Raw genomic sequence first — 23985 nt, 5'->3', positions numbered from 1 at the left:
GACAGGCAAGCGGCGACTTGCCTATAACTGACTCGTGGACGGCGACCTGTTCAAGGCGATCGGCGACGCGACCCGGCGCGTCATCCTGGACGAGCTGACCGAAAAGGACGGTCAGACCCTGTTCGAGATCTGCGGCAGGCTGACCATGAAGCACGGCCTGACCTCTTCGCGGCAGGCCATCTCACAGCATCTCGCGATGCTCGAACAAGCAGGCCTGGTGCGCACCCGGCGACAGGGCCGCTACAAGTTCCACCACCTCGACACGAGCCCGCTGCGCTCGATCGTCGAGCGGTGGCCCCTCGACCGGAAGGAACCGAACCCGTGATCCGCGTCAACCTCACCAGCGTCTTCGTCGACGACCAGGCCAAGGCCCTCGCCTTCTACACCGAGAAACTGGGGTTCCAGAAGAAACACGACGTACCCACCGGCGATGCCCGCTGGCTCACCGTGGTCTCCCCCGCCGACCCCGACGGAGTCGAACTGCTGCTGGAACCGGACGGTCACCCCGCGGCGAAGCCGTTCAAGGAAGCCCTGGTCAGCGACGGCATCCCGTTCACCCAGTTCGCCGTCGACGACGTCTTCGCCGAGGTCGAGCGACTCAAGGGACTGGGCGTCGTCTTCACCCAGGACGCCGTCGACATGGGGCCGGTCGTCACCGCCGTCTTCGACGACACCTGCGGCAACCTGATCCAGCTCGCCACGATGAAGTAGCGGCACCGAAAAAGCGGGGCTTGGTCCACTGTGGACCAAGCCCCGCTTCGCTGTTTCCTTACTGCTGAACCCACTCCACGAGTTCCACGGGCACCCCGTTCGGGTCGGTGACCATGAAGAGGCGTTCGCCCCATGGCTCCTCCCGAAGCGGCAAGGTGATCTCGACACCTTCGCCGCGCAGGCGCTTCTCCTCGGCTTCGAGGTTCTCGACCGTGAAGGCCACGATCACGCCGGACGCGCGCTGCTGCCGCAGGTTCTCCGGCAGTACCTCGATCCCCACCTGGAGCAGGACGATGTTCACCTTCGCGGTCTCGTGCCCGAGGGAAACGAAACCCTCCGCGGCCATCTGCTCGGTGAAGCCGAAGTGCTCGGTGAAGAAGCGGCTGGAGGCGGCGACGTCGTCGACGGTCAGCGAAATGGTGGAGGTCAGGACGTTCATGGGCTATCCCCTTCGGTCAGCGGTGGATTTTCGGACTGGCTGGGCGGTCAGTACGACCTGCGCCGCGGAACGCCGATCGAGCGGCGAACCGGCGCCGAGCGGCCGGGGAACGGCTGCTGCTGGCGGCGGTCGCTCCGGCGGACCTGGGCGCGGTTGATGCCTTCGTTGCCTTGGGGGATTCGAGCAGTCAAGGAGCCTCTTCCGTCTCTCTGGTCGGTAGTACGGACGTAAGTTTACATCCGACCTACAATAAGTCAAGGATATTTTTACGACGGTGGTAAAGTTCGCTCATGACCAGCAAGGATGTGGGTTTGCGAGAGCTCAAAAAGCAGGAGACGCGGCAACTGATCTCAGACCACGCGACGATGCTCTTCATCGAGAAGGGCTTCGAAGAGACGACGATCGCCGAGATCGCCGCGGCGGCGAGGGTCGCGAAGAAGACCGTCACCAACTACTTCCCACGCAAAGAGGACCTGGCGCTCGACCAGCACGAAGAGTTCACGAACGGGCTGGCGAACGCGGTCGGCTCCAGAAAGACGGGTGAGTCGGCGCTGGCCGCGCTACGGCGCACCTTCCTGGACGCGGTGGCGGAACACTCGCCCGTGATCGGCTTCACCGGGCCTGCCTTCGCGAAGATGGTGCTGGAGAGCCCGACCCTGACCGCGCGGCTGCGTGAGCTGCACGAACTGCGAGAGGCCGCGCTCGCCGACCTCCTCGCGGCCGAAACCGGCGCGGAGGCGGACGACGTCACCCCGGTCATGGCGGCCGCCGAACTCAACGCGATCGACCGCGTCCTCTTCCGCGAGGTCCTGCGGCGATCGCACGCCGGCGAGAACAACGACGACATCGCCAAGGCGCTGACGAAGGCGACGAAGCGGGCTTTCGAGCTACTTGAACCCGCTTTCGGTGACTACGCGGTCCGCGAGTAGCGGCTCACCGAGGCGCGGCTGCCCTCCATGGTGTGGCGGTCGCGGCGGCTTCTTCCCGATGTCGATTTCAGAGACCGGCGTTCGTGTAGGTGACGAGAGTCCGCAGAGAGGAAACCATCGTGTCCTTCACCGAAGAAGAGATCGCGTACCTCCGTTCACAACCGCTGGCCCGTTTCGCGACGCTCGACGGCGAGCAGCCGGATGTCGTCCCGCTGTCGTTCGAGTACGACGGGACGTACTTCTGGGTGGGCGGAGTCGGCGAATCGGTGCGGAAGACCCGGAAGTTCCGCAACATCCAGGCGGGACGACGCAAGGTCGCCCTGGTCATCGACGATGTGGTCTCGTTCGACCCGTTCATCGCGCGTGGCGTCCGGGTCTACGGCGAGGCCGCCGACCCGATCGAGCGGGTGGGAGCCGTCGGGCCGGGGATCTACGCGCGCGTCACGCCGACGGTGTCGTGGAGCTGGAACATGGCGGGCGAACCGGCGGGCGAGACCTGGTACGAATCGAGGCGGGCGGTTCACGGCGACACGTAGAGGAGCATGTCTCGCGCGGCTCCGGAACTCAGGGAGAAGGCGAACAAGAGCGGCCCCGTGACCTGGTCACGGGGCCGCTCTGGGTGGCGAGTGAGGGATTCGAACCCCCGAAGGCTGTGCCGTCTGATTTACAGTCAGATCCCTTTGGCCGCTCGGGCAACTCGCCGTGGCCGGGCGAGCCCGGCCGAGACGAAAGAATACCCAATGCCGTGGCGGGCCGGTCAACCGGGTTCCGCAGGGCTAGGGTGGAAGCTCCTGACAAGCGAGTACGAGGTGTGAGAACACGTGGCGGATCCCTCTTTCGACGTGGTGAGCAAGGTCGATCGCCAGGAGGTGGACAACGCCCTGAACCAGGCCGGCAAGGAACTCGGTACACGGTTCGACTTCCGGGGTACCGGGACCAAGATCGACTGGTCCGGCGAGGAAGCGATCGCGATCGAGTCCGAGACCGAGGAGCGGGCGCTGGCGGCGGTCGAGGTGTTCAAGGAGAAGCTGATCAAGCGCGGCATCTCCCTGAAGGCCTTCGAGGCGGACGAGCCGGCGCTTTCCGGCAAGATCTACAAGGTGAGCGGCAAGATCCTGCAGGGGATCGCGTCGGACAAGGCGAAGCAGATCGCCAAGTTCATCCGGGACGAGGGCCCGAAGGGCGTCCAGGCGCAGATCCAGGGTGACCAGCTGCGGGTGTCCGGCAAGAAGAAGGACCAGCTGCAGGACGTGATCGCCTTGCTCAAGGGCAAGGACTTCGAGATCGCGCTGCAGTTCACGAACTACCGCTGATCCCTGTGAAGAAGGCCACCTTCGAGAGTCTCGAAGGTGGCCTTCTTCATGCCTACGACGCGGTGAGCGTCCAGGTTCCGTCGCCTTCGATCGACACGAACGCGGGGCCGGACACGGGGATGTCGCCCTTGTAGTCGCCGAGCTGGTTCACGGGGAGATCCGAGTGGTCGCCGCTGTGCACCCATACCGCGACGCGGCCACTCTTCTTGGTGGTGAGCGCGACCGACGAGACGGCGTCGGGCACGGAAAAGACCGCCTCGTTCTTGCCCGAGACGGGCTTGCCCGGCTCCAGGACGGGCAGGCCGCTTTCGTCGGTGACGGTCAGCGTCCAGGCGGCGTTGGCCTTGATGGTGAACGTCTTCGCCTGGTAGCCGGGCATGTCGTTGATCCACTGCGTGCCCTTGTACGGGCCGGAGTCGTTGACGATCAGCTCGTTCTCGGTGTTGACCGCGACATGCCCGGAACACTTGGGGCAGTCGAAGGTCACGAAGCCCAGCCGCTTCGGCCAGGTCGTGGGGACCGACGCGTTCCCCTTGCCCGAATGCGTCTCCGGCGGCTGGGGCGCGGGCGGCGGCGTGGTGGTGGACGTCGGCGGTGCGGGCACTCCCGAAGGCGCGCGCAGCCCTTCCTGGGCGGCGGCTCGCGGGACGACGCGGCCGGTGTTCGCCGGCGAGCAGGCCACCAGGCCGACGGTCAACAGCACGGCGCCCGAGGCCGCGCACAAGCGCCTGATCACGTGTTCCCCCATATCGAGCAGTCCTAGGAGCTTCGCCGACCGATCGCCCAGCGTTACCGGGCCACCCGGCCGGGCGATTCAGGCCACTCTGGCGTGGGTTTCTGCCGCGCCGCCTTCGCGGGAGTCCGAAAAGGACAAATCCACATGGTGTAATCCGGCGCTCGCGTTCGAGGAAGGTCACGATGAAGCGCTGCCTCAGCACCGCACTCGCCTTTGCGTTGTCACTCACCGTGATCGCGTCGTTGGTCACATCCGCGCACGCGTCCGAGCGGCAACAGCTCGTGACGGGCTACGGCTCGTACCCGCGACTCATCCGCCTTGAGCATTCCCCGATCGGTCGCGGTCGCATCCTCGCGTCCCTGACCAGCGAAGACGCCAGTGGCAAGTTCACGCCGATCATGGAGAGCACCGACGAGGGCCAGAGCTTCCACAAGGTCGGTGAGGTCCGCGACCGCGACGGCCGCTATGGGATGTGCTGCGGGACGCTGTACGAGCTGCCGCAGCGTGTCGGCAGGCTTCGCCCCGGCACACTGCTGTGGGCCGCGAGTTACCGCCAGGACGCCGGTCCGCAGCGCCGGATCGGCATCAAGATCTGGTCCAGCCGTGACACCGGCCGCAGCTGGTCCTTCCTCTCCGAGGCCGCCCGTTCACACAACCACGACGGCGTCTGGGAGCCCGAGTTCGTCGTCGACGCCGGCGGCACGCTGTGGCTGCACTACGCCGACGAGACCGAGGCACCGCAGTTCGCGCAGGTGATGAACCGGGTCGCGTCCACCGACGGGGTGAACTGGGGCACGAAGCAGCGCACGATGGCCATCCCACCGCATCGCGTGCGACCGGGTATGCCGATCATCCGCCGCCTCCCCGACGGCCGGTACTACCTGGCCTACGAGATCTGCAATTACCGCGACCGCTACTGCGACCCGTACTTCAAGATCTCCTCCGACGGCGCCAACTGGGGCGACCCGGTCGATCCGGGCACCCGCGTCACCACCGCGAACGGCAACTACTTCCAGCACGCCCAGACGATCACGCTGTTCCCCGGCGGCCCGAACGGGGTGCGGCTGGTGATGGTCGGGCAGGTCTACACCAACGCCGCCGGCGACCCGCAGAGCAAGAACGGCCGGGTCCTGCTCGCCAACGACGACTTCGGCTCCGGGGACTGGTACGAGCTGCCCGCGCCGCTGCACATCACCGGCATCTACGACAACTTCTGCCCCAACTACAGCTCGACGTTGCTGCCGGTCGACGGCGGCGAGAACGTGCTGCAGATCTCCACTGAATACAACCTCGGTTGCAAGGCGTACTTCGCCAAGGGACCTGCTTTCTGACCACCACCCGGTAGTGTGAGTCGTTGACGGACGGCTACGAAGCGGGGGCTGAGGATGAAGGGCATCGTGCTGGCGGGGGGCAGCGGGACGCGGCTGCATCCCATCACCCAGGCCATCTCGAAACAGCTGTTGCCGGTCTACGACAAACCGATGATCTACTACCCGATCTCGGTGCTGATGTTCGCCGGGATCCGCGAGATCCTGATCATCTCGACGCCGGTCGACCTGCCGAACTTCCGCAAGCTCCTCGGTGACGGCAGCCAGTTCGGGCTCAGCCTCAGCTACGCCGAACAAGCCGCCCCCAACGGGCTGGCCGAAGCGTTCATCATCGGCGCGGACTTCGTCGGCGACGACGAGGTCGCGCTCGTGCTCGGCGACAACATCTTCTACGGCCAGGGTTTCTCCAGCAGGCTGCAGGCCGCCGCGACCTCGCTCGACGGCTGCGTGCTGTTCGGCTACCCGGTCAAGGACCCGCAGCGGTACGGCGTCGGCGAGATCGATGCCGACGGCAAACTCCTCTCCATCGAGGAAAAGCCCGCGAAGCCGAAGTCGAACAAGGCCATCACCGGCCTGTACTTCTACGACAACCAGGTCCTCGAGATCGCCCGCGAGCTCAAACCGTCGCCGCGCGGCGAACTCGAGATCACCGACGTCAACCTCGCCTACCTCCGGCAGGATCGCGCGACCCTGGTCGACCTCGGCCGCGGCTTCGCCTGGCTCGACACCGGCACGCACGACTCGCTGCTGGAAGCGGGCCAGTTCGTGCAGGTCCTCGAGCACCGGACGGGCGTCCGGATCGCCTGTCTCGAAGAGGTCGCGCTGCGGATGGGCTTCATCGACGCCGACCAGTGCTTCGCCCTCGGCGCGAAGCTGGCGAAGTCCGGCTACGGCGAATACCTGATGAACGTCGCGCGCACCCAAGGCGCTACCGGCTGAACTGACTACGCCGCCCACGGCTCGAGACGTCGCGTTTAGCCCGCTAAACGCGCTTTGCCTGGTCAGAGGGGGTGGCGGGCCATCTCTTCCAGGCGGCGGATGCGTTCGTCCATGGGCGGGTGGGTGGAGAAGAGCTTCGAGAGGCCTTCGCCCGGCCGGAACGGGTTCGCGATCATGAGGTGCGACTGCGAGACCAGCTTCGGCTCCGGCGCGAGCGGCGCCGCTCGCGTCCCCTGGTCGAGTTTCCGCAGCGCCGACGCCAGGCCGAGGGGGTCACCGGTGAGTTCCGCGGCCGACGCGTCGGCCTGGTACTCCCGCGAGCGGCTGACGCCGAGCTTCACGACGGCGGCCGCGATCGGGCCGATCAGCACCAGCAGCAGCGCGACCAGCGGGCTGTCGCCGTCCTCTCGGTCGTTGCCGCCGAAGACGCTCGCGAACATCGCGATGTTGGCGATCACGCTGACCACACTCGCCAGCGCGCCCGCGACGCACGAAATGAGGATGTCCCGGTTGTAGACATGCGACAGTTCGTGCCCGAGCACCGCCCGCAACTCGCGCTCGTCGAGCAGGCCGAGGATCCCGGTGGTGCAGCACACCGCCGCGTGCCGGGGGCTGCGGCCGGTGGCGAACGCGTTCGGGGCCCGCGTGGGGCTGACGTACAACCGCGGCATCGGCTGACGCGCCGTGGTCGCCAGTTCGCGCACGATCCGGTACATCGCCGGATGCTCCGCCTCGGACACCGGCCGGGCGCGCATGGCGCGCAGGGCGAGCTTGTCGGAGTTGAAGTAGGCGTAGGCATTGACGCCGAGCGCCACCACCAGGCCGATGACCAGCGCGCCCCGCCCGAAGAAACCGCTGATCCCGACGATGAACGCGGACAGCACGCCGAGCAGGACGACGGTCTTCAGCCCGTTCTGGTGTTTGTGCACGGCGTCCTGCTCCTTTCGTTCTCCGAGTAGTGGGCGAGGGGGTTACCCACCGGAAACAACGCGATCGGGGGACGCGAAGTTCCTTCGCCCGGACGAACCGCGGGTTATCGTCAGTTCCCGGAGCGATCTTGGGGAGGCGCCTGTGCGAGGACCCGAACTGAGCCGCCGAGCCCTGCTCACGCTGGCCGCGGCCGGGGCTTCCACGATCGCCTTCGCCCCGGCGGCCAGCGCCGAAAAAGTCATCGTGATCGAGGTCGGCGGCAGCCCGGAGACCGTGGCGGTGAATTCCGTCACCGGTTTCGCCTACGTCTCGGACCCCTCCACCGGCACGATCGTCGTCCTCGACTCGCGGTCCGGCACCGTCGGCGCGGTGATCCCGGTCGGCGGCGAGCCCGCGGGCCTGGCCGTGGACACCGTGACCAACCGGGTCTTCGTCACCAACCCACCCGCCGGGACCGTCCTCGTCATCGACGGGTTCACCAACGACGTCGTCAGCGTGATGCCCGCCGGTCCGGGGGCGTCGAGCGTCGACGTCGACGAGCAGGCGAACCGCATCTACGCGGTCAGCGACGTCACCGGCATCCTCGCCGTCCTCGACGGCGTCGGCTGCCGCCTGCTGAAGCTGGTGCCCGGGCCGGCGTCGAGCCTGTCCTCGATCGCGGTGGACGGCGGCCGCAAACTCGCGCACTGCACCAGCACGCGCACGGATTCCCTCGAGATCTTCGACATCGGCGCGGAGAAGTTCACCGACGGTGTCAAGGTCGGCAAGGCACCGACCGGGGTCACCGTGCATCGCGGCAGCGGGACGGTGTTCGTCGCGAATTCGGCGATCCATCATCTGTCCGTCGTGGACGCGGACGCCCGCGAGGAAAAGGCGACGGTGCTGCTGCGCTCCGAATCGTCGGCGGTCGCGATCCACCAGGACACGAACACCGTGTACGCCAACGGTGGTCCCAACGGGATCGCCCGGATCGACGGCGTGACCAACTCGCTCACCGGTGACCTGTCACTCGGGGTAAACCCCGGCGGGGTCGCGATCGACCAGCGTTTCAAAGCCGTGTATGTGACGGATCCCGTGCGTGGCAGGGTTTTCCTGGTCAGGGATTTCTGAGTGGCATGATGGCCGGGTGAGCGAGTACGAACTGCGCGGCGGCCTGCAACCGGACGTGTCGGCGGTGGCCGCCGTACTGGCGCACCACGGTGTCGAAGGGCCGGACGGAAAGGCGCCCAGCGAGGCGTTGCTGTTCGCCGTGTCCGGCGGGATCGGGGCCGGTTACCTCCTGTGGGACTTCGCGCACGAATCGACGTCGACGATCGTGTTCGGTTTCCGCGCGCGGTGGCAGTATCCGCAGGACTGGCTGAAGTCCACAGTGGACAGAGTCGGCCTCGAGGCCGACATCCACACCACCGGTGGCAAACGCGCCGCCGCGAAACGGCTCACCGCCGACCTCGGCGCGGGGCGGCCGGTGCTCGTCCTCCCCGACCGCGAGTCGCTCCGTTACTGGCAGCTGCCGCCGGAGTTGTCCGGTGCCGGCGGGCATTTCGTCGTAGCGTACGGCGAAGAGGACGGCCGGGTGCTCGTCGACGACCGGAACCTCGCCCCGCTGACGGTCGACCGCAAGACCTTCGACCTCGCGCGCGACCGCGTCGGCTCGTACAAGAACCTGCTCGCGACGATCCAGCCCGGCGAGGTCTCCGACTGGCGGGCGGCCGTCCGCGGCGGGCTGGCGGACTGCGCGCGAAACCTCTCGACACCGTCGAAATCGTTCTCGCTGCCCGCCTGGGAGCGCTGGGCGAAGGGGATGACCGACGCACGCGACCCCAAGGGCTGGCCGCGTGCGTTCAGCGAGCGACGCGGCCTCTTCGGGGCGCTGCTCAACGTCTGGGAGAGCGTCACCCCGGCGGGGATGGCGGGCGGACATCTGCGTGGCCTGTTCGCCGACGCGCTCACGGAAGCTTCGGGGCTGCTCGGCCTGCCGTCACTGGCCGAACAGGCCTCGACCTGGCGCGGGATCGGCGAACGCTGGGCCGAACTGGCCGAGGCCGCCCTCCCGGCGTCGAACGCGGAGTTCGCCTGGGTGCGCGGGCTGGTCAGCGCGGTCTCGGCGGGCGTCCGCGAGGGCGACGCCGGACAGGACGCGGCCGCGGCGGCCGGTGCGGAGTTGTGGAAACTGCGCGCGCACTACAACGACGAAATGCCGTGCACCGACGTCGAGGTCGGTGACCTCTTCAGCACGATGGGCGAGCTGCTCCGGGGCATCCACACCGCCGAGACCGCCGCGATCCGCGAGCTTTCCGAAGCCCTGATGGAGTGAACCCGGCCCGGCGTCCGTTGCGCCGCGCGGCCGGATCACCACGCGATCGTTCAAGATCCACTTCGTGCACGCACATCCGCTGGGGACGGCTCCCGAGATGCACCTGTACCGCCACCGCCTGCGTGTCACCGACCTGGACTACCTCGCGGTCGAGGTGGAGACCGTGGTCGGCAGGATCGGCACGTGCGGCATCGTGCTGAACAGCAGGCTGCGTGACGGTAGGGCCGTCTACGCGCGCGGCTGACCCGGTTCGGCGGGACGACCGACGAGGCTTTCCCGAATCGGTTTTTAACCGTTTATGCTCCATTTCCCGCACCGGCGGAAAACGGCTGGGCCGTTCAGTGGCTGATCAACACGTCTTTTGGCCGGTACCTTCGAAGACCTCTCCCCTGCAGAGCTCCCCGGAGGTATTTCATGCCACGGCCGAAGTCTGTCCGCATTCTCGCGCCCTTGGTCGGCGCGCTTCTCCTGACGAGCGGAGTGGCCGTCGCCGCTCACGCCGAGGAGAACCCGCAGTTCATCCGGCTGGCCAGCAGGACCTTCGATCCACTCAGCCAGCGGACCGCCGCGAGCCAGGACTGGCGGGGCGCGTACCTGCTCCAGGTCCGTGGCGCGCTGACCGACGCGCAGCGCGAGCGATTGCGGGCACTCGGCGTGCGAATCGGGACCTACATTCCCGATTTCGCCTACGTGGTCCGCTTGAAGCCGGAGAACAGGGAATCGATCACGAAATTGGATTTCGTCCGCTGGCTCGGCGAATACCGGCCAGGCGACAAGGTGGAATCGTCGGCATTTTCGATCAGCGGCACCGGCAGCCATCTGGTGACACTCGTCGAATCCGACGCGCGGGACCAGCGCGCGGTCGCCGAGCGGATCCTGCGGCTCGGCGGCGTCATCGAGGCGATCTCGCAGAGCGGCCAGCACATCGTCGCGAAGCTCGGCTCCGGTCAGGTCGCCGCCGTGGCCCAGGGCGCCGAGGTGCTCGCCGTCGGCGCGATCACCGCGCCCGAAACCGACATGGCCAACGCCCGCGAAAGCGGGGGTGCGAACCACCTCGAAAGCGTCGGCGGCTACCGCGGGCAAGGTGTGCGCGGCGAGGTGATGGACGGCGGGCTGCGGGTCACCCACCAGGAATTCAAGGCGCGGCCTACGGTGCTGCACGGGTCGAACTCGACCAGCACCAGCCACGGCACTTCGACCTACGGGCAGATCTTCGCCTCCGGGGTGAGCGCGCCGCAGCGCGGCCTGCTGCCCGAGGCCCAGGGCATCTTCGCCACCTACAACAAGCCCGACCGCTACGCCCACACCAAGGAACTGGTCGACCCGGCGGGCAAATATCGCGCGGTGTTCCAGAGCAACAGCTGGGGCGGCGGGCTGACGACGGCGTACAACTCGGTTTCGGCCGAACTCGACAAGATCGTTTTCGATCACGACCTGCTGATCTGCCAGTCACAGAGCAACGCGGGGACCCAGCAGTCGCGACCGCAGGCCTGGTCGAAGAACGTGCTCTCGGTCGGCGGGCAGTACCACTACAACACGCTGGGCCGCACCGACGACAAGTGGAACGGCGGCGCCAGCATCGGCCCGGCCGCCGACGGGCGGATCAAGCCGGAGCTCTCGAACTATTACGACCGGATCGACACGACGTCGTCCACCAGTGACACCTCCTACACGACGTCCTTCGGCGGGACGAGCGGCGCCACCCCGATCACCTGCGGAAACGCCGGTCTGCTGTTCCAGATGTGGGCCGACGGCGTGTTCGACGGCGGCCCCGGCAAGGGCCGCGACGTCTTCACGAGCCGCCCCCACGCCGCGACCGCGAAAGCGCTGCTGGTCAACGGGGCCGACCAGTTCGCGTTCAGTGGCACTTCGCACGACATGACCCGCACCCATCAGGGCTGGGGTACCGCGAACGTGCGTTACCTGCACGAACAGGCCAAGGCGAACGGGTGGAAACTGCCGGTACTGGTCAACGAAACGGACCTGCTGGGCACCGGGCAGAGCAAGAAGTACACGGTCGCGGTGAACGGGACGAAGCAGTTCAAGGCGACGCTGGCTTACACCGACCCGGCCGGCTCGCCGAGCGCGTCGGTCACCCGGGTCAACGACCTCACGCTGAAGGTCACCGCGCCGGACGGGACGGTGTACTACGGCAACAACGGCCTGCGTGCGGGCAACTTCTCGACCGCGGGCGGGTCGCCGAACACCATCGACACGGTGGAGAACGTCATTCTGGAGAAGCCGGCCGCGGGCACCTGGACGGTCGAAGTCGTGGCGACGCAGGTGAACGCCGACGGTCACCCGGAAACCTCGGCGACCGACGCGGACTACGCGTTGGTGGTTTCTTGACGGTGTGAGCCGCGGCACCGCGTTCAGTCCTCTGAATGCGGTGCCGCGCACCCGGATGGCGGAGGCGCCTGCGCCGAACAGGTTTCGGTTGTGAGACGGAACCACGAGAGCTTTGAAAGGCCTGTAACGAGGTGACCCGGGGGGCCGACGTCTCGGATACGTGACGCGAGCCAAGGAGCCCTCTCGATGACCACCTGCCGACTCTGCGGCTCGGCCCATCTCGCCAGTGTCGTCGACCTCGGGGCGACGCCGCCGTGCGAGCGTTTCCTGACCGCCGAGCAGCTCGCGGAACCAGAGCCGACCTACCCCCTGCACCTGCTGGTCTGCACCGAATGCTGGCTCGCCCAGATCCCGCCGCTGATCACCCCGGAAGAGACATTCACCGAGTACGCGTACTTCTCGTCGTATTCCGCCTCCTGGGTCGAACACGCCAAGACGTTCGTCGACGGCGCTGTCGAGCGGCTCGGACTCGACGAGTCCTCGTTCGTCGTCGAGGTCGCCAGCAACGACGGCTATCTGCTCAAACACGTTGTGTCGCAGCAGATCCGCTGTCTCGGCGTGGAACCTTCGGTGAACGTTGGCCAAGCCGCGCGTGACGCCGGGGTGCCGACGAAGACCGCTTTCCTCAGCCCCGAAACCGGGCGCGACGTCCGCGAGGAGCACGGTCCCGCCGACCTCGTCGTGGCGAACAACGTTTACGCGCACATTCCGGACATCATCGGGTTCACGCGCGGCCTCCGCGCCCTCGTCGCCGATGACGGCTGGGTCAGCATCGAGGTCCAGCACCTGCTGACGCTGATCCAAGAGAACCAATACGACACGATCTACCACGAGCACTTCCAGTACTACACGGTGGAATCCGCGCGCCGGGCGCTTTCCCGGGGCGGTTTGTCCGTTGTGGACGTCGAACTCCTCCCCACCCACGGCGGTTCCATCCGGCTGTGGGCGCGTCCGGACGCCGTCGCCGCCGAGCCGAGCGAGCGGATGATGCAGGTTCTCGACGCCGAGAAGGCCGCCGGACTGCACGAAATGTCCGGCTACACCGAATTCTCCGAGCGGGTCACCACGGTCCGGCTGGAGCTGAACAAGTTCCTCACCGACGCGGCGCTCGAAGGCAAGACCGTCGTCGGTTACGGCGCCCCCGGCAAGGGCAACACGCTCCTGAACCACTGCGGTATCCGGCCGGACGTCCTGCGGTACACCGTCGACCGCAACCCGTACAAGCACGGCCGGTTCACCCCCGGTACCCGCATCCCCATCCTCCCGCCGGAGCACATCGAGGCGGACCGGCCCGACTACGTGCTCGTCCTTCCGTGGAATCTCCGGAAGGAACTGACCGCCCAGCTGTCCTTTGTGGATGATTGGGGCGGAAAACTGGTCTTTCCCATCCCGCACCTGGAAATCGTCGAGGTGAAGTCGTGAAGGTAGTCCTCTTCTGCGGCGGCTACGGCATGCGGATGCGCAACGGTGACGCGTCCGACGTGCCCAAGCCGATGGCCATGGTCGGCCCCAGGCCCCTGATCTGGCACGTCATGCGGTACTACGCGCATTTCGGCCACACCGAGTTCATCCTCTGCCTGGGGTACGGCGCGCACCACATCAAGGAATTCTTCCTCAACTACCAGGAGACCACCTCCAACGACTTCATCCTGCGGAACGGCAAGGCGGAACTGCTGTCGACCGACATCGCGGACTGGTCGATCTCCTTCGTGCAGACCGGCCTCGAATCGGCCATCGGGGAGCGGCTGCGCCGGGTGCGCCCGTACCTCGAAGGCGACGAGATGTTCCTCGCCAACTACGCCGACGTCCTCACCGACGCCCCGCTGCCGGACATGATCGAGCGGCTATCGAACTCCGACGCCGGCGCCTCGATGATGGTCGTGCCGCCGCAGTCGTCGTTCCACTGCGTCGAAATGGGCGAGGACGGCCGGATCGGCTCGCTGACCCCGGTCAGCGAGATGCCGCTGTGGGAGAACGGCGGGTACTTCGTGCTGCGCCAGGAGGTCTTCGACCACATCCCCGAGGGCGGCGACCTGGTGACCGACGGCTGCGGTGAACTCGCCAAGCGGGGGAAACTGCTCGCGTACCCGTACCGCGGTTTCTGGAAGCCGACGGACACGGTCAAGGAACGGGTCCAGCTCGACGACGCCTACGCGCACGGCGACCGCCCGTGGGCGTTGTGGGAGCACGAACCGGCACCGGTGGGCATCGCGTGATCGGACTCGGTACCGGCGGGCTCCAGCGGATCGTCGCCCTCGGCGCGCATTGTGACGACATCGCCATCGGCGCCGGCGGCACACTGCTGACGATCTGCGCGGACAACCCTGGTGTCCGGGTCGACGCGCTCGTCCTGTCCGGTGGCGGCACCGAACGGGAAGCCGAGGAGCACGCCGCGCTCGCGGCCTTCTGCCCGGGCGCCGACGTCGAGGTCACCGTGCTCAAACTGCCCGACGGCCGGCTCCCCGCACAGTGGGAAGAGGCCAAGAACGCGATGGAGGACCTGCGCCGCCGCACGGATCCGGACCTCGTCCTCTCGCCGCGCACGGCCGACGCCCATCAGGACCACCGCGGCCTGGCGACGCTGGTGCCGACGGTGTTCCGCACCCATCTCCAGCTGGAGTACGAGATCGCCAAATGGGACGGCGACCTCGGCAAGCCCACCGCGTACGTCCCGCTTTCCCCTGAGCGCGCCGAGGAGAAGGTCCGCCTGCTGCAGGAGCACTACGCCTCGCAGCGGCACCGTCCCTGGTACGACCGTGAAGCCTTCCTAGGACTCGCCCGTATTCGCGGCATCGAATGCGGACAGCGGTACGCGGAGGCCTTCGACCTCAAGAAACTGACGCTCGATCTCTCCTCGAAAGGCTGAAAGCCATGCGTGTGCTGCTGACCGGGCACAAGGGTTACCTGGGCACGGTGATGGCCCCGGTGCTGGCCGCCGCCGGCCACGAGGTGATCGGGCTCGACTCCGGTCTCTACGACACCTGCGTGCTGGGCCCCCAGCCCGAAGACCCCGAGGGTTACGAGGTCGACCTTCGTGACGTCACGGCCGCGCACGTGACCGGGGTGGACGCCGTGATCCACCTCGGCGCGCTGTCCAACGATCCGCTCGGTTCGCTGGCGCCGGACCTGACCTACGACATCAACCACCACGCTTCGGTCCGGCTCGCCAGGCTGGCGAAGGACGCCGGGGTCAAGCGGTACCTCTACGCCTCGACGTGCTCGGTCTACGGCGCCTCGGGCGGCGACGGCCTGGTCGACGAGGACGCGCCGCTGCGCCCGGTGACGCCGTACGCCGAGTCGAAGGTGCGGGTCGAGGACGACGTCCAGGAACTCGCGGACGACGACTTCAGCCCGGTGTACCTGCGCAACGCCACCGCGTTCGGGTTCTCGCCCCGGCTGCGCGGCGACATCGTGCTCAACAACCTCACCGCGCACGCCCACCTCTCCGGCGAAGTGCTGGTGCTGTCCGACGGCACGCCATGGCGGCCGCTGGTGCACGCCAAGGACATCGCACGCGCCTTCACCGCCGCACTGGAAGCGCCGAAGGAGGCCATACACGGCAAGGCGTTCAATATCGGCACCGAGCGTAACAACGTCACCGTCGCCGAGATCGCCGAAGAGGTCGTCGAGGCCGTTCCCGGCTCGACGCTGCGGATCACCGGCGAGGCGGGCGCGGACCCGCGCTCCTATCGGGTCGACTTCTCCCGGTTCCGTGCGGCGATCCCCGGCTTCGATTGCGACTGGTCGGTCAAGGACGGCGCGCTCGAACTCATCGAGGCGTACCGGACCCACGGCCTCACCGAACACGGCTTCCAGCGCCTGTTCACCCGGCTGGCACGGTTGCAGGACCGCACCGCCGCCGGTGAACTCGACGACACCTTGCGGCGTCGCTGATGACGCACCGGGAGCTGGAGACGGGCGCCGACCTGCGGGAGCTGGTCGCGCGCCTGTATCCGCTGTGCCGCAGCATCACCGGCGACGGCGTCCGCCGCACGCTGGAGATCGTCGGCGAGCACATCCCACTGGAGACCCACGAGGTCCCCACCGGCACCCAGGTACTGGACTGGACGGTGCCGCAGGAGTGGAACATCCGCGACGCCTACATCAAGGACGCCTCCGGCCGCCGCGTCGTCGACTTCCAGGAGTCGAACCTGCACGTCGTCGGCTACAGCGTCCCGGTGTCGAAGAAGATGCCGCTCACCGAGCTGCGTAGCCATCTTCACACGCTGCCCGAGCAGCCGTCCTGGGTGCCGTACCGGACCAGCTACTACTCGCCGACGTGGGGCTTCTGCCTGGCGCAGGAAACCCTCGACGCGCTGCCGGACGGCGAGTACGAGGTGCACATCGATTCCACTTTGGACGACGGTCACCTCACCTACGCCGAACACGTCGTGCCGGGCGAGGTCGCCGACGAGGTGATCATCTCCTGCCACACCTGCCATCCGTCGCTGGCGAACGACAACGTCGCCGGGATCGCGATCGCGGCGGCCTTCGCGCAGACGCTCGAAAATCCCCACTACACCTACCGGTTCCTGTTCATGCCGGGCACGATCGGGGCCATCACCTGGCTCGCGCGCAACACCGAACGCGTCGGCCGGATCAAAGCGGGGCTCGTACTGGCGTGCGCCGGCGACCCGGGATCGCTGACGTACAAGCGAAGCCGCCGAGGTGACGCGGAGATAGACCGCGTGCTCGCGTATGTCCTCGCCGATCGCGCGCACGAGATCGTGGACTTCTCGCCGTACGGCTACGACGAACGCCAGTTCTGCTCCCCCGGCTTCAACCTCGGTGTCGGATCCCTGACGAGGACGCCCTACGCGGGTTACCCCGAGTACCACACCTCGGCGGACAACCTCGATTTCGTCTCGACCGCGGCCATGGAGGAAACCCTCCAGACCTTGCGGGACACCTTCGCCGTCCTCGACCACAATCGCAGCTACGTCAACCTCAGTCCGTACGGCGAGCCGCAACTGGGCAAACGCGGGCTGTACGACTCGCTCGGCGGCCGGAGCGACGCGAAACAAGCCCAGATGGCCATGCTCTGGGTGCTCAACCTCTCGGATGGTGAGCACAGGCTGCTCGACGTCGCCGAGCGGTCCGGGCTGCCGTTCGCTTCCGTCGTCGCCGCCGCGAAGGCGCTGCACGACGCCGGATTGCTCAAGGAATGATGGCAGTGCGATCACTTCTGCGTTCCCCAGCCGTCCGGGCCATGGCCGGACGGCTCAGCTGGGGCCTGGGCGACCAGGCCGTTTCCAGTATCACCAACTTCGTGGTCGGGCTGTTCGTGGCGCGCTCACTCGGCACGTTCGCCTTCGGCATGTTCAGCCTCGCTTGGGTCAGCTACGGCGTGGTGCTCAACCTTTCACGCGGACTGACGACGGATCCGCTGATGGTGCGGTTCTCCGGGGTACCCACCGAGATCTGGCGGACGGCGACCGCCAGGGCGACCGGCACGGCGCTCTCCGCGGGTGTCGTCGCCGGTGTGATCAGTGTGGTCGCCGGTCTCGTGGTGGGTGGCCCCATCGGCGGGGCGTTCGTCGCGCTCGGTGTGGTCATCCCCGCGTTGCTGCTCCAGGACGCCTGGCGGTTCACCTTCTTCGCCGCGGGGCACGGGAAGAAGGCGTTCGTCAACGACGTCGTCTGGGGCATCGCCCTGATCCCGGCGCTGTTCATCGCGCACCAAGGGTTCGACACGGTCGTCGCGTTCATCCTGGCGTGGGGCCTGTCCGGGGCGGTCGCCGCCGGATACGGCTGCTTGCAGTCCGGCGTCCGGCCGGACCCGCGCAGCACGCTCGAATGGCTCAAACGACATCGTGACCTCGGTGCCCGGTACGTGGTCGAGAACGTCAGCAACGCCGGTTCGACGCAGCTGCGGATGTACGGCCTCGGCGCGATCGCCGGGCTGGCGAGTGTCGGCGCGGTGCGGGGTGCCGAACTCCTTCTCGGACCTTTCTTCGCTCTGTTGATGGGACTTTCCCTGGCCACGGTGGCCGAAGGCGCGCGGGTGCTCCAACGGGCCCCGCATCGCCTTCGCCGCTTCTGCGCCGTTCTCGGCGCGGGTCAGGCGGCCGCGGCCCTGCTTTGGGGCTTCACCTTGCTTCTGGTACCCGACGACGCCGGCCGGTTCGTGCTCGGCGACGTCTGGGATCCCGCTTCGGAACTGATCCTCCCGGTGACCATCGGTATCGCCGCGGCCGGATTCAACACCGGGGCGGCCGCCGGATTGCGTGCGCTCGGCGCTGCGAAACGGAGCCTTCGCGCCCAGCTGATCAATTCCGCCGGCTATGTCGGCTTCGGGCTCATTGGCGCCTTCTTGGCCGGGGCGTCCGGATCCGCTTGGGGGGTCGCGTTGGCGATCACCAGCGGTTCGGCGGTGTGGTGGCTTCAGCTCCATGCCGCTCTCAAAGACCATCTGACCCCGGAGAAGGAAGAAATGAGGACGTCATGAGCACCGCTCCTCGGCTGAGCATCGGGCTCCCGGTCTACAACGGCGAGGACTATCTCGCCGAATCGCTGGACGCACTCCTCGGCCAAAGCTACGAGAACTTCGAGCTGATCATCTCGGACAACGCGTCCGCCGACCGCACCGAAGAGATCGGCCGCGAGTACGCGAAGCTGGATTCCCGCGTGCGCTACGTGCGCCAGCCGGTGAACATCGGCTGCGCGCCCAACCACAACTACTGCGTGGACGTCGCCCGCGGCGAGCTGTTCAAGTGGGCCTCCGACGACGACCTCTACGCGCGCGACCTGCTTGAGCGCTGCATCGAGGCGCTCGACGAGCACCCCGAGTTCGTCCTGTCGCACTCGTGGACGGCGATGATCGACGAGAAGGGTGTCGTCACGCAGGCGCTGGAGTACCCGCTCAACACGGTTTCGCCGCATGCCGCGGAACGTTTCCGCAGCACGCTGTTCGCGCCCGGCGGGGACGACGACGGCGCGGTCATCCGCACCGAGGTGCTGCGCCGCGTCGCGCCGCTGGACAGCTACCACCACGCGGACCGCACGATCATCTCGGAGCTGGCCCTGCACGGCCGGTTCCACCAGGTGCCGGACTGGCTGTACTTCCGCCGCGACCACCCCGGCCGCTCCGAGCACGAACACCCGACCGTGCGCCGCCGGGCCACCAACCTGGACCCGAAGCGGGCCGACAAACTGCGTCACCCGATGGTCCGGCTGCTCGGCGAGTACGTCTTGGGCTACGTCAAGGCGATCCGCAACGCGCCGATCTCCGGCGCGGAGAAACGCGAGTGCTTCCGGTACCTGCGGCAATGGATGCTGAACCGGGCGGGGAACCCGGCCATGGGCCGGATGCCGGTGCAGGCCGAGGCCGAAGTCGGCCCGCGCGAGGTCTCCGTGGTGTCGGTCGTCGCCGGCCAGGAGGGAAGAATCCCTTGAGCCGGCCCGCGAGAATCGGGCTGTTCGGACTCCTCGGCTCCGGGAACCTCGGCAACGACGGTTCCTTCGAGGCGGTTCTCGGGTATCTGCGGGCGGAACATCCGGACGCCGCGCTCCACGTGATGTGCGGCGGTCCGGAGATCGTCGCGTCGCGCTACGGACTCGAGACGACCGCCTTGAACTGGTACCAGGGGGAATACCGGACGGCTTCGGGACCACTGTCCATCGCCATGAAGGCACTCGGCAAGCTCGTCGACGCCTTCCGCACGGCGGCGTGGGTACGGCGCCAGGACGTGGTGATCGTGCCGGGGATGGGTGTCCTCGAATCCACTCTTCCGTTGCGGCCATGGGGTTTCCCGTACGCCCTTTTGCTGCTTTCGATGTCCGGCAGGCTCGTGGGCACCAAGGTCGCCTTCGTCAGTGTCGGCGCCAACGTGAGCGGGCACCGGGCCACGCGGGCGATCATCGGCTGGGCCGCGCGGCTGGCGGCGTTCCGGTCCTACCGGGACGAGCCGTCCCGCGACGCGATGCGCGAGATGGGCGTGGACGTCACCCGGGATCACGTCTATCCGGATCTGGCCTTCGCCCTCTCCGCGCCGTCGGCACCGGTGCGCCCGGGAGCCGTCGGGGTCGGCGTGATGGCCTACTACGGCGGGAACGACGACCGGGGACGGGCCGAGGAGATCTATGAGTCCTATGTGGACAAGATGACCCGGTTCGTGGCCAAACTGATCGCCGACGGCCGTCAGGTCCGGTTGTTCATCGGCGATCAGGCCGATCGGCAGGTCGTCGACGAAATCATGGCGGAACTCGATTCGCCGCTGCTCTCCGCGCCCGAAGCGTCCACTTTGGATGACGTGCTGCGGGCGATGTCGGCGGTCGAGACCGTCGTCGCCACCCGCTACCACAACGTCCTGTGCGCGCTGAAGCTGGCGAAACCGACGTTGTCCATCGGGTATGCCCACAAGAACGACGTCCTCATGACCGAACTGGGTCTCGGGGAGTTCTGCCAGTCGGCCAAGGAGATCGACTCCGACGCGCTGGAGCGCCAGTTCGCCGAGCTGGAAAACCGGGCCGACGAACTGTCCGAAACCCTGGCGAAACGCGGCGCGGAGCAGGCGCGCTTGCTGGAACGGCAGTTCTCCGAATTGTCGTCCGCCTTCCTCCCGATGGGAGTCCGATGAAGGCGATACCGGTGCCCGCCATCGCGGGCGCGTACCTGTTCGAGCCGACGCCGCATGTCGACGAACGCGGATTCTTCAGCCGCACGTTCGACGCCGACGTCGTCCGGTCGGTGGGGATCGACCCGGAGGGGTTCCTTCAGGACAGCGTTTCGCGGTCCCGCGAGGGAGTGCTGCGCGGGATGCACCTCCGCTCGGGCAAGGGTGAGGCGAAACTGGTCCGTTGTTCGTGGGGCGAAGTCTTCGACGTCGTCGTCGACCTCCGCCCGGATTCCCCGACCTACCTCGGCAAGGAGACCTTCGAACTCACCGGGGAGACCCAGGTCTCGCTGTACATCCCGGCGGGCTGCGCGCACGGGTTCCAGGCGCTGACCGAGTACGCCGACGTCTCCTACCGGATCGACCGCGCGCACGATCCGGCCGAAGACGTCGCGATCGCCTACGACGACCCGGATCTCGCGATCCCCTGGCCCCTCCCGGTCGCGTTCGTCTCGGCGCGGGACCGCCACGCCCTCCCGCTCTCCGCGGTACTACAGAACACGAGGTGAGACAGGTGACCCGTCATCTTCCCCGTTCCATGCGGGCCAACGAGCGTCTCCACGCGATGATCCCCGGAGGCGCCCACACCTACGCCAAGGGCGACGACCAGTACCCGGAGAACCTGGCACCGGTCATCTCCCACGGGCGTGGCGCGCAGGTCTGGGACGTCGACGGGAACTCCTACATCGAGTACGGCTCGGGGCTGCGCGCGGTCAGCCTCGGGCACGTGCACCCTCGGGTCACCGAAGCCGCCCACCGCGAGATCGACCGAGGCGCGAACTTCGCCCGTCCGTCCATCGTGGAGGAGAAGGCGGCGTCGAAGTTCCTGGAGACCGTTCCCACCGCCGAGATGGTCAAGTTCGCCAAGAACGGCTCGGACGCCACCACGGCCGCGGTCAAGCTCGCCAGGGCCGCCACCGGCAGGCCGCTGGCGGCGATCTGCCGCGACCACGCGTTCTTCTCCATCGACGACTGGTTCATCGGCACCACGCCGATGTCGTCGGGGATTCCGGCCGAGATCACCGACCTGACCGTGTCGTTCCCCTACGGCGATCTCACGGCGACGGAAGCGTTGCTGCGGGAGCACGCGGGCCGGGTCGCCTGCCTGATCCTGGAGGCGGCCACTCAACAGGAACCCCCGCCCGGCTACCTCATCGGCCTGCGTGAACTCGCCGACCGGTACGGCTGCGTGCTGATCTTCGACGAGATGATCACCGGTTTTCGCTGGTCGGAGGCCGGAGCGCAGGGAATGTACGGTGTCACACCGGATCTTTCGACCTTCGGGAAAGCACTCGGGAACGGGTTCGCCGTCTCGGCGTTGGCGGGCAAGCGCGAACTGATGGAACTCGGCGGGCTCCGCACCGCCGGCGAGCGCGTCTTCCTGCTGTCCACCACGCACGGCGCCGAGACCCATTCACTGGCCGCCGCGATCGCGGTCATGGAGACCTACACCGAAGAAGGCATCGCCGGGCGGCTGCACGCGCTCGGCGACCGGCTCGCCGCCGGGGTCCGCGAAGTCGCGGCCTCGGCCGGGGTCGAAGAACACGTCGTCGTACGCGGCCGGGCGAGCAACCTCGTCTTCGGCACGCTCGACGCGGAAAAGAAACCGTCGCAGGACTACCGAACGTTGTTCCTGCGGCAACTGGTCACGGGCGGGGTCCTCGGACCGTCGTTCGTGGTCAGCAGCGCACTGTCCGAAGAAGACATCGACCGGACTGTCGAAGTGGTATCGCAGGCGTGCCTCGTGTACCGCAAAGCGCTCGACGCGGATGATCCGGCGCCGTGGCTGGGTGGCCGTCCGGTGAAGCCGGTATTTCGGAGAAGGGTATGAGTCCAGGGATCGCCTATCGCTCGGCCGGCTCGCGCGCGCTCCGCGTCGCGCTGTCGGTACTACTGCTCCAGGTCGCCGTTGAATCCACAGCGGTGGCGACTCCAGAGCCGGCCCGAGGGGTGTGCGACACGACTGTCGGCGTCCCTTCCGCACCGGAAGGCGCCCAGGTCGTCGAACCGGGAACCGATCTGACCGACAAGACCCGGTTCAGCCCACCGGGGAGCGTGTTCTGGCTGGCGCCCGGCACGCACCACCTGAGTTCCGACCAGTACGGGCAGGTGATGCCCAAGGACGGCAACGTCTACCTCGGCGCCCCTGGGTCGATTCTGGACGGACGCGGGATCAACCGCGCGGCCTTCACGACGTCGGCCAAGGACGTCGTGATCCGCGGGCTGACCATCCGCGGTTTCGTCGCCGAACGCGATCAAGGCGTGGTGAACCACGACTCCGGTGACCGCTGGACCATCGAGGGCAACGTCATCGAGGAGAATGACGGCGCCGCGATGATGACCGGCTCCGGCCAGCGGGTGATCGGGAACTGCCTGCGGAACAACGGCCAGTACGGCATCAACGCCTACCGTTTCGGTACCGGGCTGAGCGATCTGCTCATCGAAGGCAACGAGATCTCCGGGAACAACACCGACGACTGGGAGAAGAAGGTCCCCGGCTGCGGCTGCAGCGGCGGGGCGAAGTTCTGGGCCGTGAACGGCGCCGACATCCGCGGCAACTGGGTCCACCACAACCACGGTGTCGGGCTCTGGGCCGACACGAACAACAACGACTTCCTCATCGAGGACAACCTGATCGAGGACAACGCGTCCGAGGGGCTGTTCTACGAGATCTCCTACAACCTGGAGCTGATCGGGAACACGTTCAACCGCAACGCGCTGGTCCAGGGCCGCACCCGGGCGGCGAAGGGTGACAACTTCCCGGTCGCGGCGGTGTACCTCAGCGAATCGGGCGGGGAGCCGCGGTTGCCCGCCAGGACCAGCCGGATCGACATCCGGGGCAACATGTTCTCCGACAACTGGTCGGGGATCACGCTGTGGGAGAACGCCGACCGGTTCTGCAACAGCCCGGCCAACACCTCCACGCTCTCGTGCACGGCGTTGGTCTCACCGACGTCCAGCTGCTCCGCTCCGGCTATCGCCACCGAGCCGCTGTACGGCGACTGCCGATGGAAGACCCAACGCGTTTCGGTGCGCGAGAACACGTTCGAGTTCGATTCGGCGATGGAAGGCTGCCTGGGCCTCTGCGGACGGATGGCGGTGCTCTCGAACTACGGGACCTTCCCGACGTGGTCGCCGTACCGCGCCGCGGTGATCTCGGAGGCGATCACGTTCCGGCAGGACAACCGGTGGCACGACAACAAGTACTACGGGCCTTGGACGTTCGTCGCCCATGACACGTCGCGGCGGCTGACCGCGGCGCAATGGCAGGCCGCGCCCTATCTGCAGGACACCTGCAGCGGGTTCGGGGAGACGGAGACCTGCTGAAGGTTCACCTGTAAGTGTCGGTCTGGGACCGTCCATAGTGGCTTACCGTTTCCGG

The 23985-nt window shown here is 67.4% G+C and carries 26 protein-coding genes and 1 tRNA gene; 22 read left to right on the top strand and 5 right to left on the bottom strand.

The annotated features are described in order from the left end of the window. Window positions 1–34 precede the first annotated feature (34 nt). On the top strand, window positions 35–325 hold the full coding sequence (locus tag ACZ54P_RS06230; RefSeq protein ID WP_465460486.1) for an ArsR/SmtB family transcription factor: 291 nt from the start codon (window positions 35–37) through the stop codon (window positions 323–325). Next, window positions 322–711, top strand: coding sequence for a VOC family protein (locus tag ACZ54P_RS06225; RefSeq protein ID WP_465460485.1), 390 nt, complete (start codon window positions 322–324; stop codon window positions 709–711). Before ACZ54P_RS06230 ends, ACZ54P_RS06225 begins: the two co-directional genes overlap by 4 nt. Before the next feature lie 58 nt (window positions 712–769). On the opposite strand, the gene ACZ54P_RS06220 is transcribed toward ACZ54P_RS06225, so the two are convergent. Further along, window positions 770–1150, bottom strand: coding sequence for a VOC family protein (locus ACZ54P_RS06220; RefSeq protein ID WP_465460484.1), 381 nt, complete (start codon window positions 1148–1150; stop codon window positions 770–772). Window positions 1151–1197: 47 nt separating this feature from the next. After that, the gene (locus ACZ54P_RS06215) at window positions 1198–1341 is read right to left on the bottom strand and encodes a hypothetical protein (protein WP_465460483.1); all 144 of its coding nucleotides are present in this window, start codon (window positions 1339–1341) and stop codon (window positions 1198–1200) included. Window positions 1342–1440: 99 nt separating this feature from the next. Between ACZ54P_RS06215 and ACZ54P_RS06210 the strand changes: the two genes are divergently transcribed. Both ACZ54P_RS06210 and ACZ54P_RS06205 read left to right on the top strand, forming a co-directional pair. Beyond that, window positions 1441–2079 carry a TetR/AcrR family transcriptional regulator gene (locus ACZ54P_RS06210; protein ID WP_465460482.1) on the top strand — a complete coding sequence of 213 codons (639 nt, stop codon included), beginning with the start codon at window positions 1441–1443 and terminating at the stop codon, window positions 2077–2079. Between the two features lie 119 nt (window positions 2080–2198). Next, window positions 2199–2615, top strand: coding sequence for a PPOX class F420-dependent oxidoreductase (locus ACZ54P_RS06205; protein ID WP_465460481.1), 417 nt, complete (start codon window positions 2199–2201; stop codon window positions 2613–2615). Window positions 2616–2699: 84 nt separating this feature from the next. On the opposite strand, the gene ACZ54P_RS06200 is transcribed toward ACZ54P_RS06205, so the two are convergent. Next, window positions 2700–2781: transfer RNA gene (locus tag ACZ54P_RS06200), tRNA-Tyr, on the bottom strand. A gap of 119 nt (window positions 2782–2900) precedes the next feature. On the opposite strand from ACZ54P_RS06200, the gene ACZ54P_RS06195 reads away from it, so the two are divergent. After that, window positions 2901–3392 carry a YajQ family cyclic di-GMP-binding protein gene (locus tag ACZ54P_RS06195; protein WP_465460480.1) on the top strand — a complete coding sequence of 164 codons (492 nt, stop codon included), beginning with the start codon at window positions 2901–2903 and terminating at the stop codon, window positions 3390–3392. Between the two features lie 52 nt (window positions 3393–3444). Here the strand turns inward: ACZ54P_RS06195 and ACZ54P_RS06190 are convergent, their stop codons facing one another. Beyond that, on the bottom strand, window positions 3445–4128 hold the full coding sequence (locus ACZ54P_RS06190; RefSeq protein ID WP_465460479.1) for a hypothetical protein: 684 nt from the start codon (window positions 4126–4128) through the stop codon (window positions 3445–3447). Window positions 4129–4310: 182 nt separating this feature from the next. On the opposite strand from ACZ54P_RS06190, the gene ACZ54P_RS06185 reads away from it, so the two are divergent. After that, entirely contained in the window at window positions 4311–5459 is a 1149-nt protein-coding gene (locus ACZ54P_RS06185; RefSeq protein WP_465460478.1) for a sialidase family protein, read from the top strand. Window positions 5460–5513: 54 nt separating this feature from the next. Continuing rightward, window positions 5514–6395, top strand: coding sequence for a glucose-1-phosphate thymidylyltransferase RfbA (rfbA, locus tag ACZ54P_RS06180; RefSeq protein ID WP_465460477.1), 882 nt, complete (start codon window positions 5514–5516; stop codon window positions 6393–6395). 62 nt (window positions 6396–6457) lie between these two features. Here rfbA and htpX read toward each other — a convergent pair whose 3' ends face one another. After that, window positions 6458–7324: a zinc metalloprotease HtpX gene (gene htpX, locus ACZ54P_RS06175; protein ID WP_465460476.1), complete on the bottom strand. Its 867-nt coding sequence runs from the start codon at window positions 7322–7324 to the stop codon at window positions 6458–6460. A gap of 142 nt (window positions 7325–7466) precedes the next feature. On the opposite strand from htpX, the gene ACZ54P_RS06170 reads away from it, so the two are divergent. From ACZ54P_RS06170 to ACZ54P_RS06100, 15 genes are all read left to right on the top strand, one after another. After that, entirely contained in the window at window positions 7467–8435 is a 969-nt protein-coding gene (locus tag ACZ54P_RS06170) for a YncE family protein (protein ID WP_465460475.1), read from the top strand. A gap of 16 nt (window positions 8436–8451) precedes the next feature. Further along, window positions 8452–9639 (top strand): BtrH N-terminal domain-containing protein, encoded by a 1188-nt coding sequence (locus ACZ54P_RS06165; protein ID WP_465460474.1) that lies wholly within the window; start codon window positions 8452–8454, stop codon window positions 9637–9639. 64 nt (window positions 9640–9703) lie between these two features. Continuing rightward, window positions 9704–9883, top strand: coding sequence for a hypothetical protein (locus ACZ54P_RS06160; protein WP_465460473.1), 180 nt, complete (start codon window positions 9704–9706; stop codon window positions 9881–9883). A gap of 170 nt (window positions 9884–10053) precedes the next feature. Next, window positions 10054–11988: a S8 family serine peptidase gene (locus ACZ54P_RS06155; protein ID WP_465460472.1), complete on the top strand. Its 1935-nt coding sequence runs from the start codon at window positions 10054–10056 to the stop codon at window positions 11986–11988. A gap of 186 nt (window positions 11989–12174) precedes the next feature. After that, entirely contained in the window at window positions 12175–13410 is a 1236-nt protein-coding gene (locus tag ACZ54P_RS06150) for a class I SAM-dependent methyltransferase (protein ID WP_465460471.1), read from the top strand. Then, entirely contained in the window at window positions 13407–14204 is a 798-nt protein-coding gene (locus ACZ54P_RS06145; RefSeq protein ID WP_465460470.1) for a sugar phosphate nucleotidyltransferase, read from the top strand. The genes ACZ54P_RS06150 and ACZ54P_RS06145 overlap by 4 nt, the downstream gene beginning before the upstream one ends. After that, on the top strand, window positions 14201–14854 hold the full coding sequence (locus ACZ54P_RS06140) for a PIG-L deacetylase family protein (protein ID WP_465460469.1): 654 nt from the start codon (window positions 14201–14203) through the stop codon (window positions 14852–14854). The genes ACZ54P_RS06145 and ACZ54P_RS06140 overlap by 4 nt, the downstream gene beginning before the upstream one ends. A 5-nt stretch (window positions 14855–14859) precedes the next feature. Continuing rightward, window positions 14860–15882, top strand: coding sequence for an NAD-dependent epimerase/dehydratase family protein (locus tag ACZ54P_RS06135; protein ID WP_465460468.1), 1023 nt, complete (start codon window positions 14860–14862; stop codon window positions 15880–15882). Then, window positions 15882–17156 carry a DUF4910 domain-containing protein gene (locus tag ACZ54P_RS06130; RefSeq protein WP_465460467.1) on the top strand — a complete coding sequence of 425 codons (1275 nt, stop codon included), beginning with the start codon at window positions 15882–15884 and terminating at the stop codon, window positions 17154–17156. Before ACZ54P_RS06135 ends, ACZ54P_RS06130 begins: the two co-directional genes overlap by 1 nt. Beyond that, window positions 17156–18436 carry a hypothetical protein gene (locus tag ACZ54P_RS06125; RefSeq protein WP_465460466.1) on the top strand — a complete coding sequence of 427 codons (1281 nt, stop codon included), beginning with the start codon at window positions 17156–17158 and terminating at the stop codon, window positions 18434–18436. The genes ACZ54P_RS06130 and ACZ54P_RS06125 overlap by 1 nt, the downstream gene beginning before the upstream one ends. Next, window positions 18433–19383: a glycosyltransferase family 2 protein gene (locus ACZ54P_RS06120; protein ID WP_465460465.1), complete on the top strand. Its 951-nt coding sequence runs from the start codon at window positions 18433–18435 to the stop codon at window positions 19381–19383. Before ACZ54P_RS06125 ends, ACZ54P_RS06120 begins: the two co-directional genes overlap by 4 nt. Then, window positions 19380–20567: a polysaccharide pyruvyl transferase family protein gene (locus ACZ54P_RS06115; protein ID WP_465460464.1), complete on the top strand. Its 1188-nt coding sequence runs from the start codon at window positions 19380–19382 to the stop codon at window positions 20565–20567. Before ACZ54P_RS06120 ends, ACZ54P_RS06115 begins: the two co-directional genes overlap by 4 nt. Continuing rightward, window positions 20564–21112 carry a dTDP-4-dehydrorhamnose 3,5-epimerase family protein gene (locus ACZ54P_RS06110; protein ID WP_465460463.1) on the top strand — a complete coding sequence of 183 codons (549 nt, stop codon included), beginning with the start codon at window positions 20564–20566 and terminating at the stop codon, window positions 21110–21112. Before ACZ54P_RS06115 ends, ACZ54P_RS06110 begins: the two co-directional genes overlap by 4 nt. A 5-nt stretch (window positions 21113–21117) precedes the next feature. After that, the gene (locus ACZ54P_RS06105; RefSeq protein ID WP_465460462.1) at window positions 21118–22434 is read left to right on the top strand and encodes a glutamate-1-semialdehyde 2,1-aminomutase; all 1317 of its coding nucleotides are present in this window, start codon (window positions 21118–21120) and stop codon (window positions 22432–22434) included. Continuing rightward, complete coding sequence (locus ACZ54P_RS06100; RefSeq protein ID WP_465460461.1) at window positions 22431–23930, top strand: right-handed parallel beta-helix repeat-containing protein; 1500 nt, start codon at window positions 22431–22433, stop codon at window positions 23928–23930. Before ACZ54P_RS06105 ends, ACZ54P_RS06100 begins: the two co-directional genes overlap by 4 nt. Window positions 23931–23985 lie beyond the last annotated feature (55 nt).

This window comes from Amycolatopsis sp. NPDC034160 (genome assembly GCF_055575355.1).
Note: the sequence above shows the minus strand (reverse complement) of the source record. Positions and strands in the feature narration are given on the sequence as shown.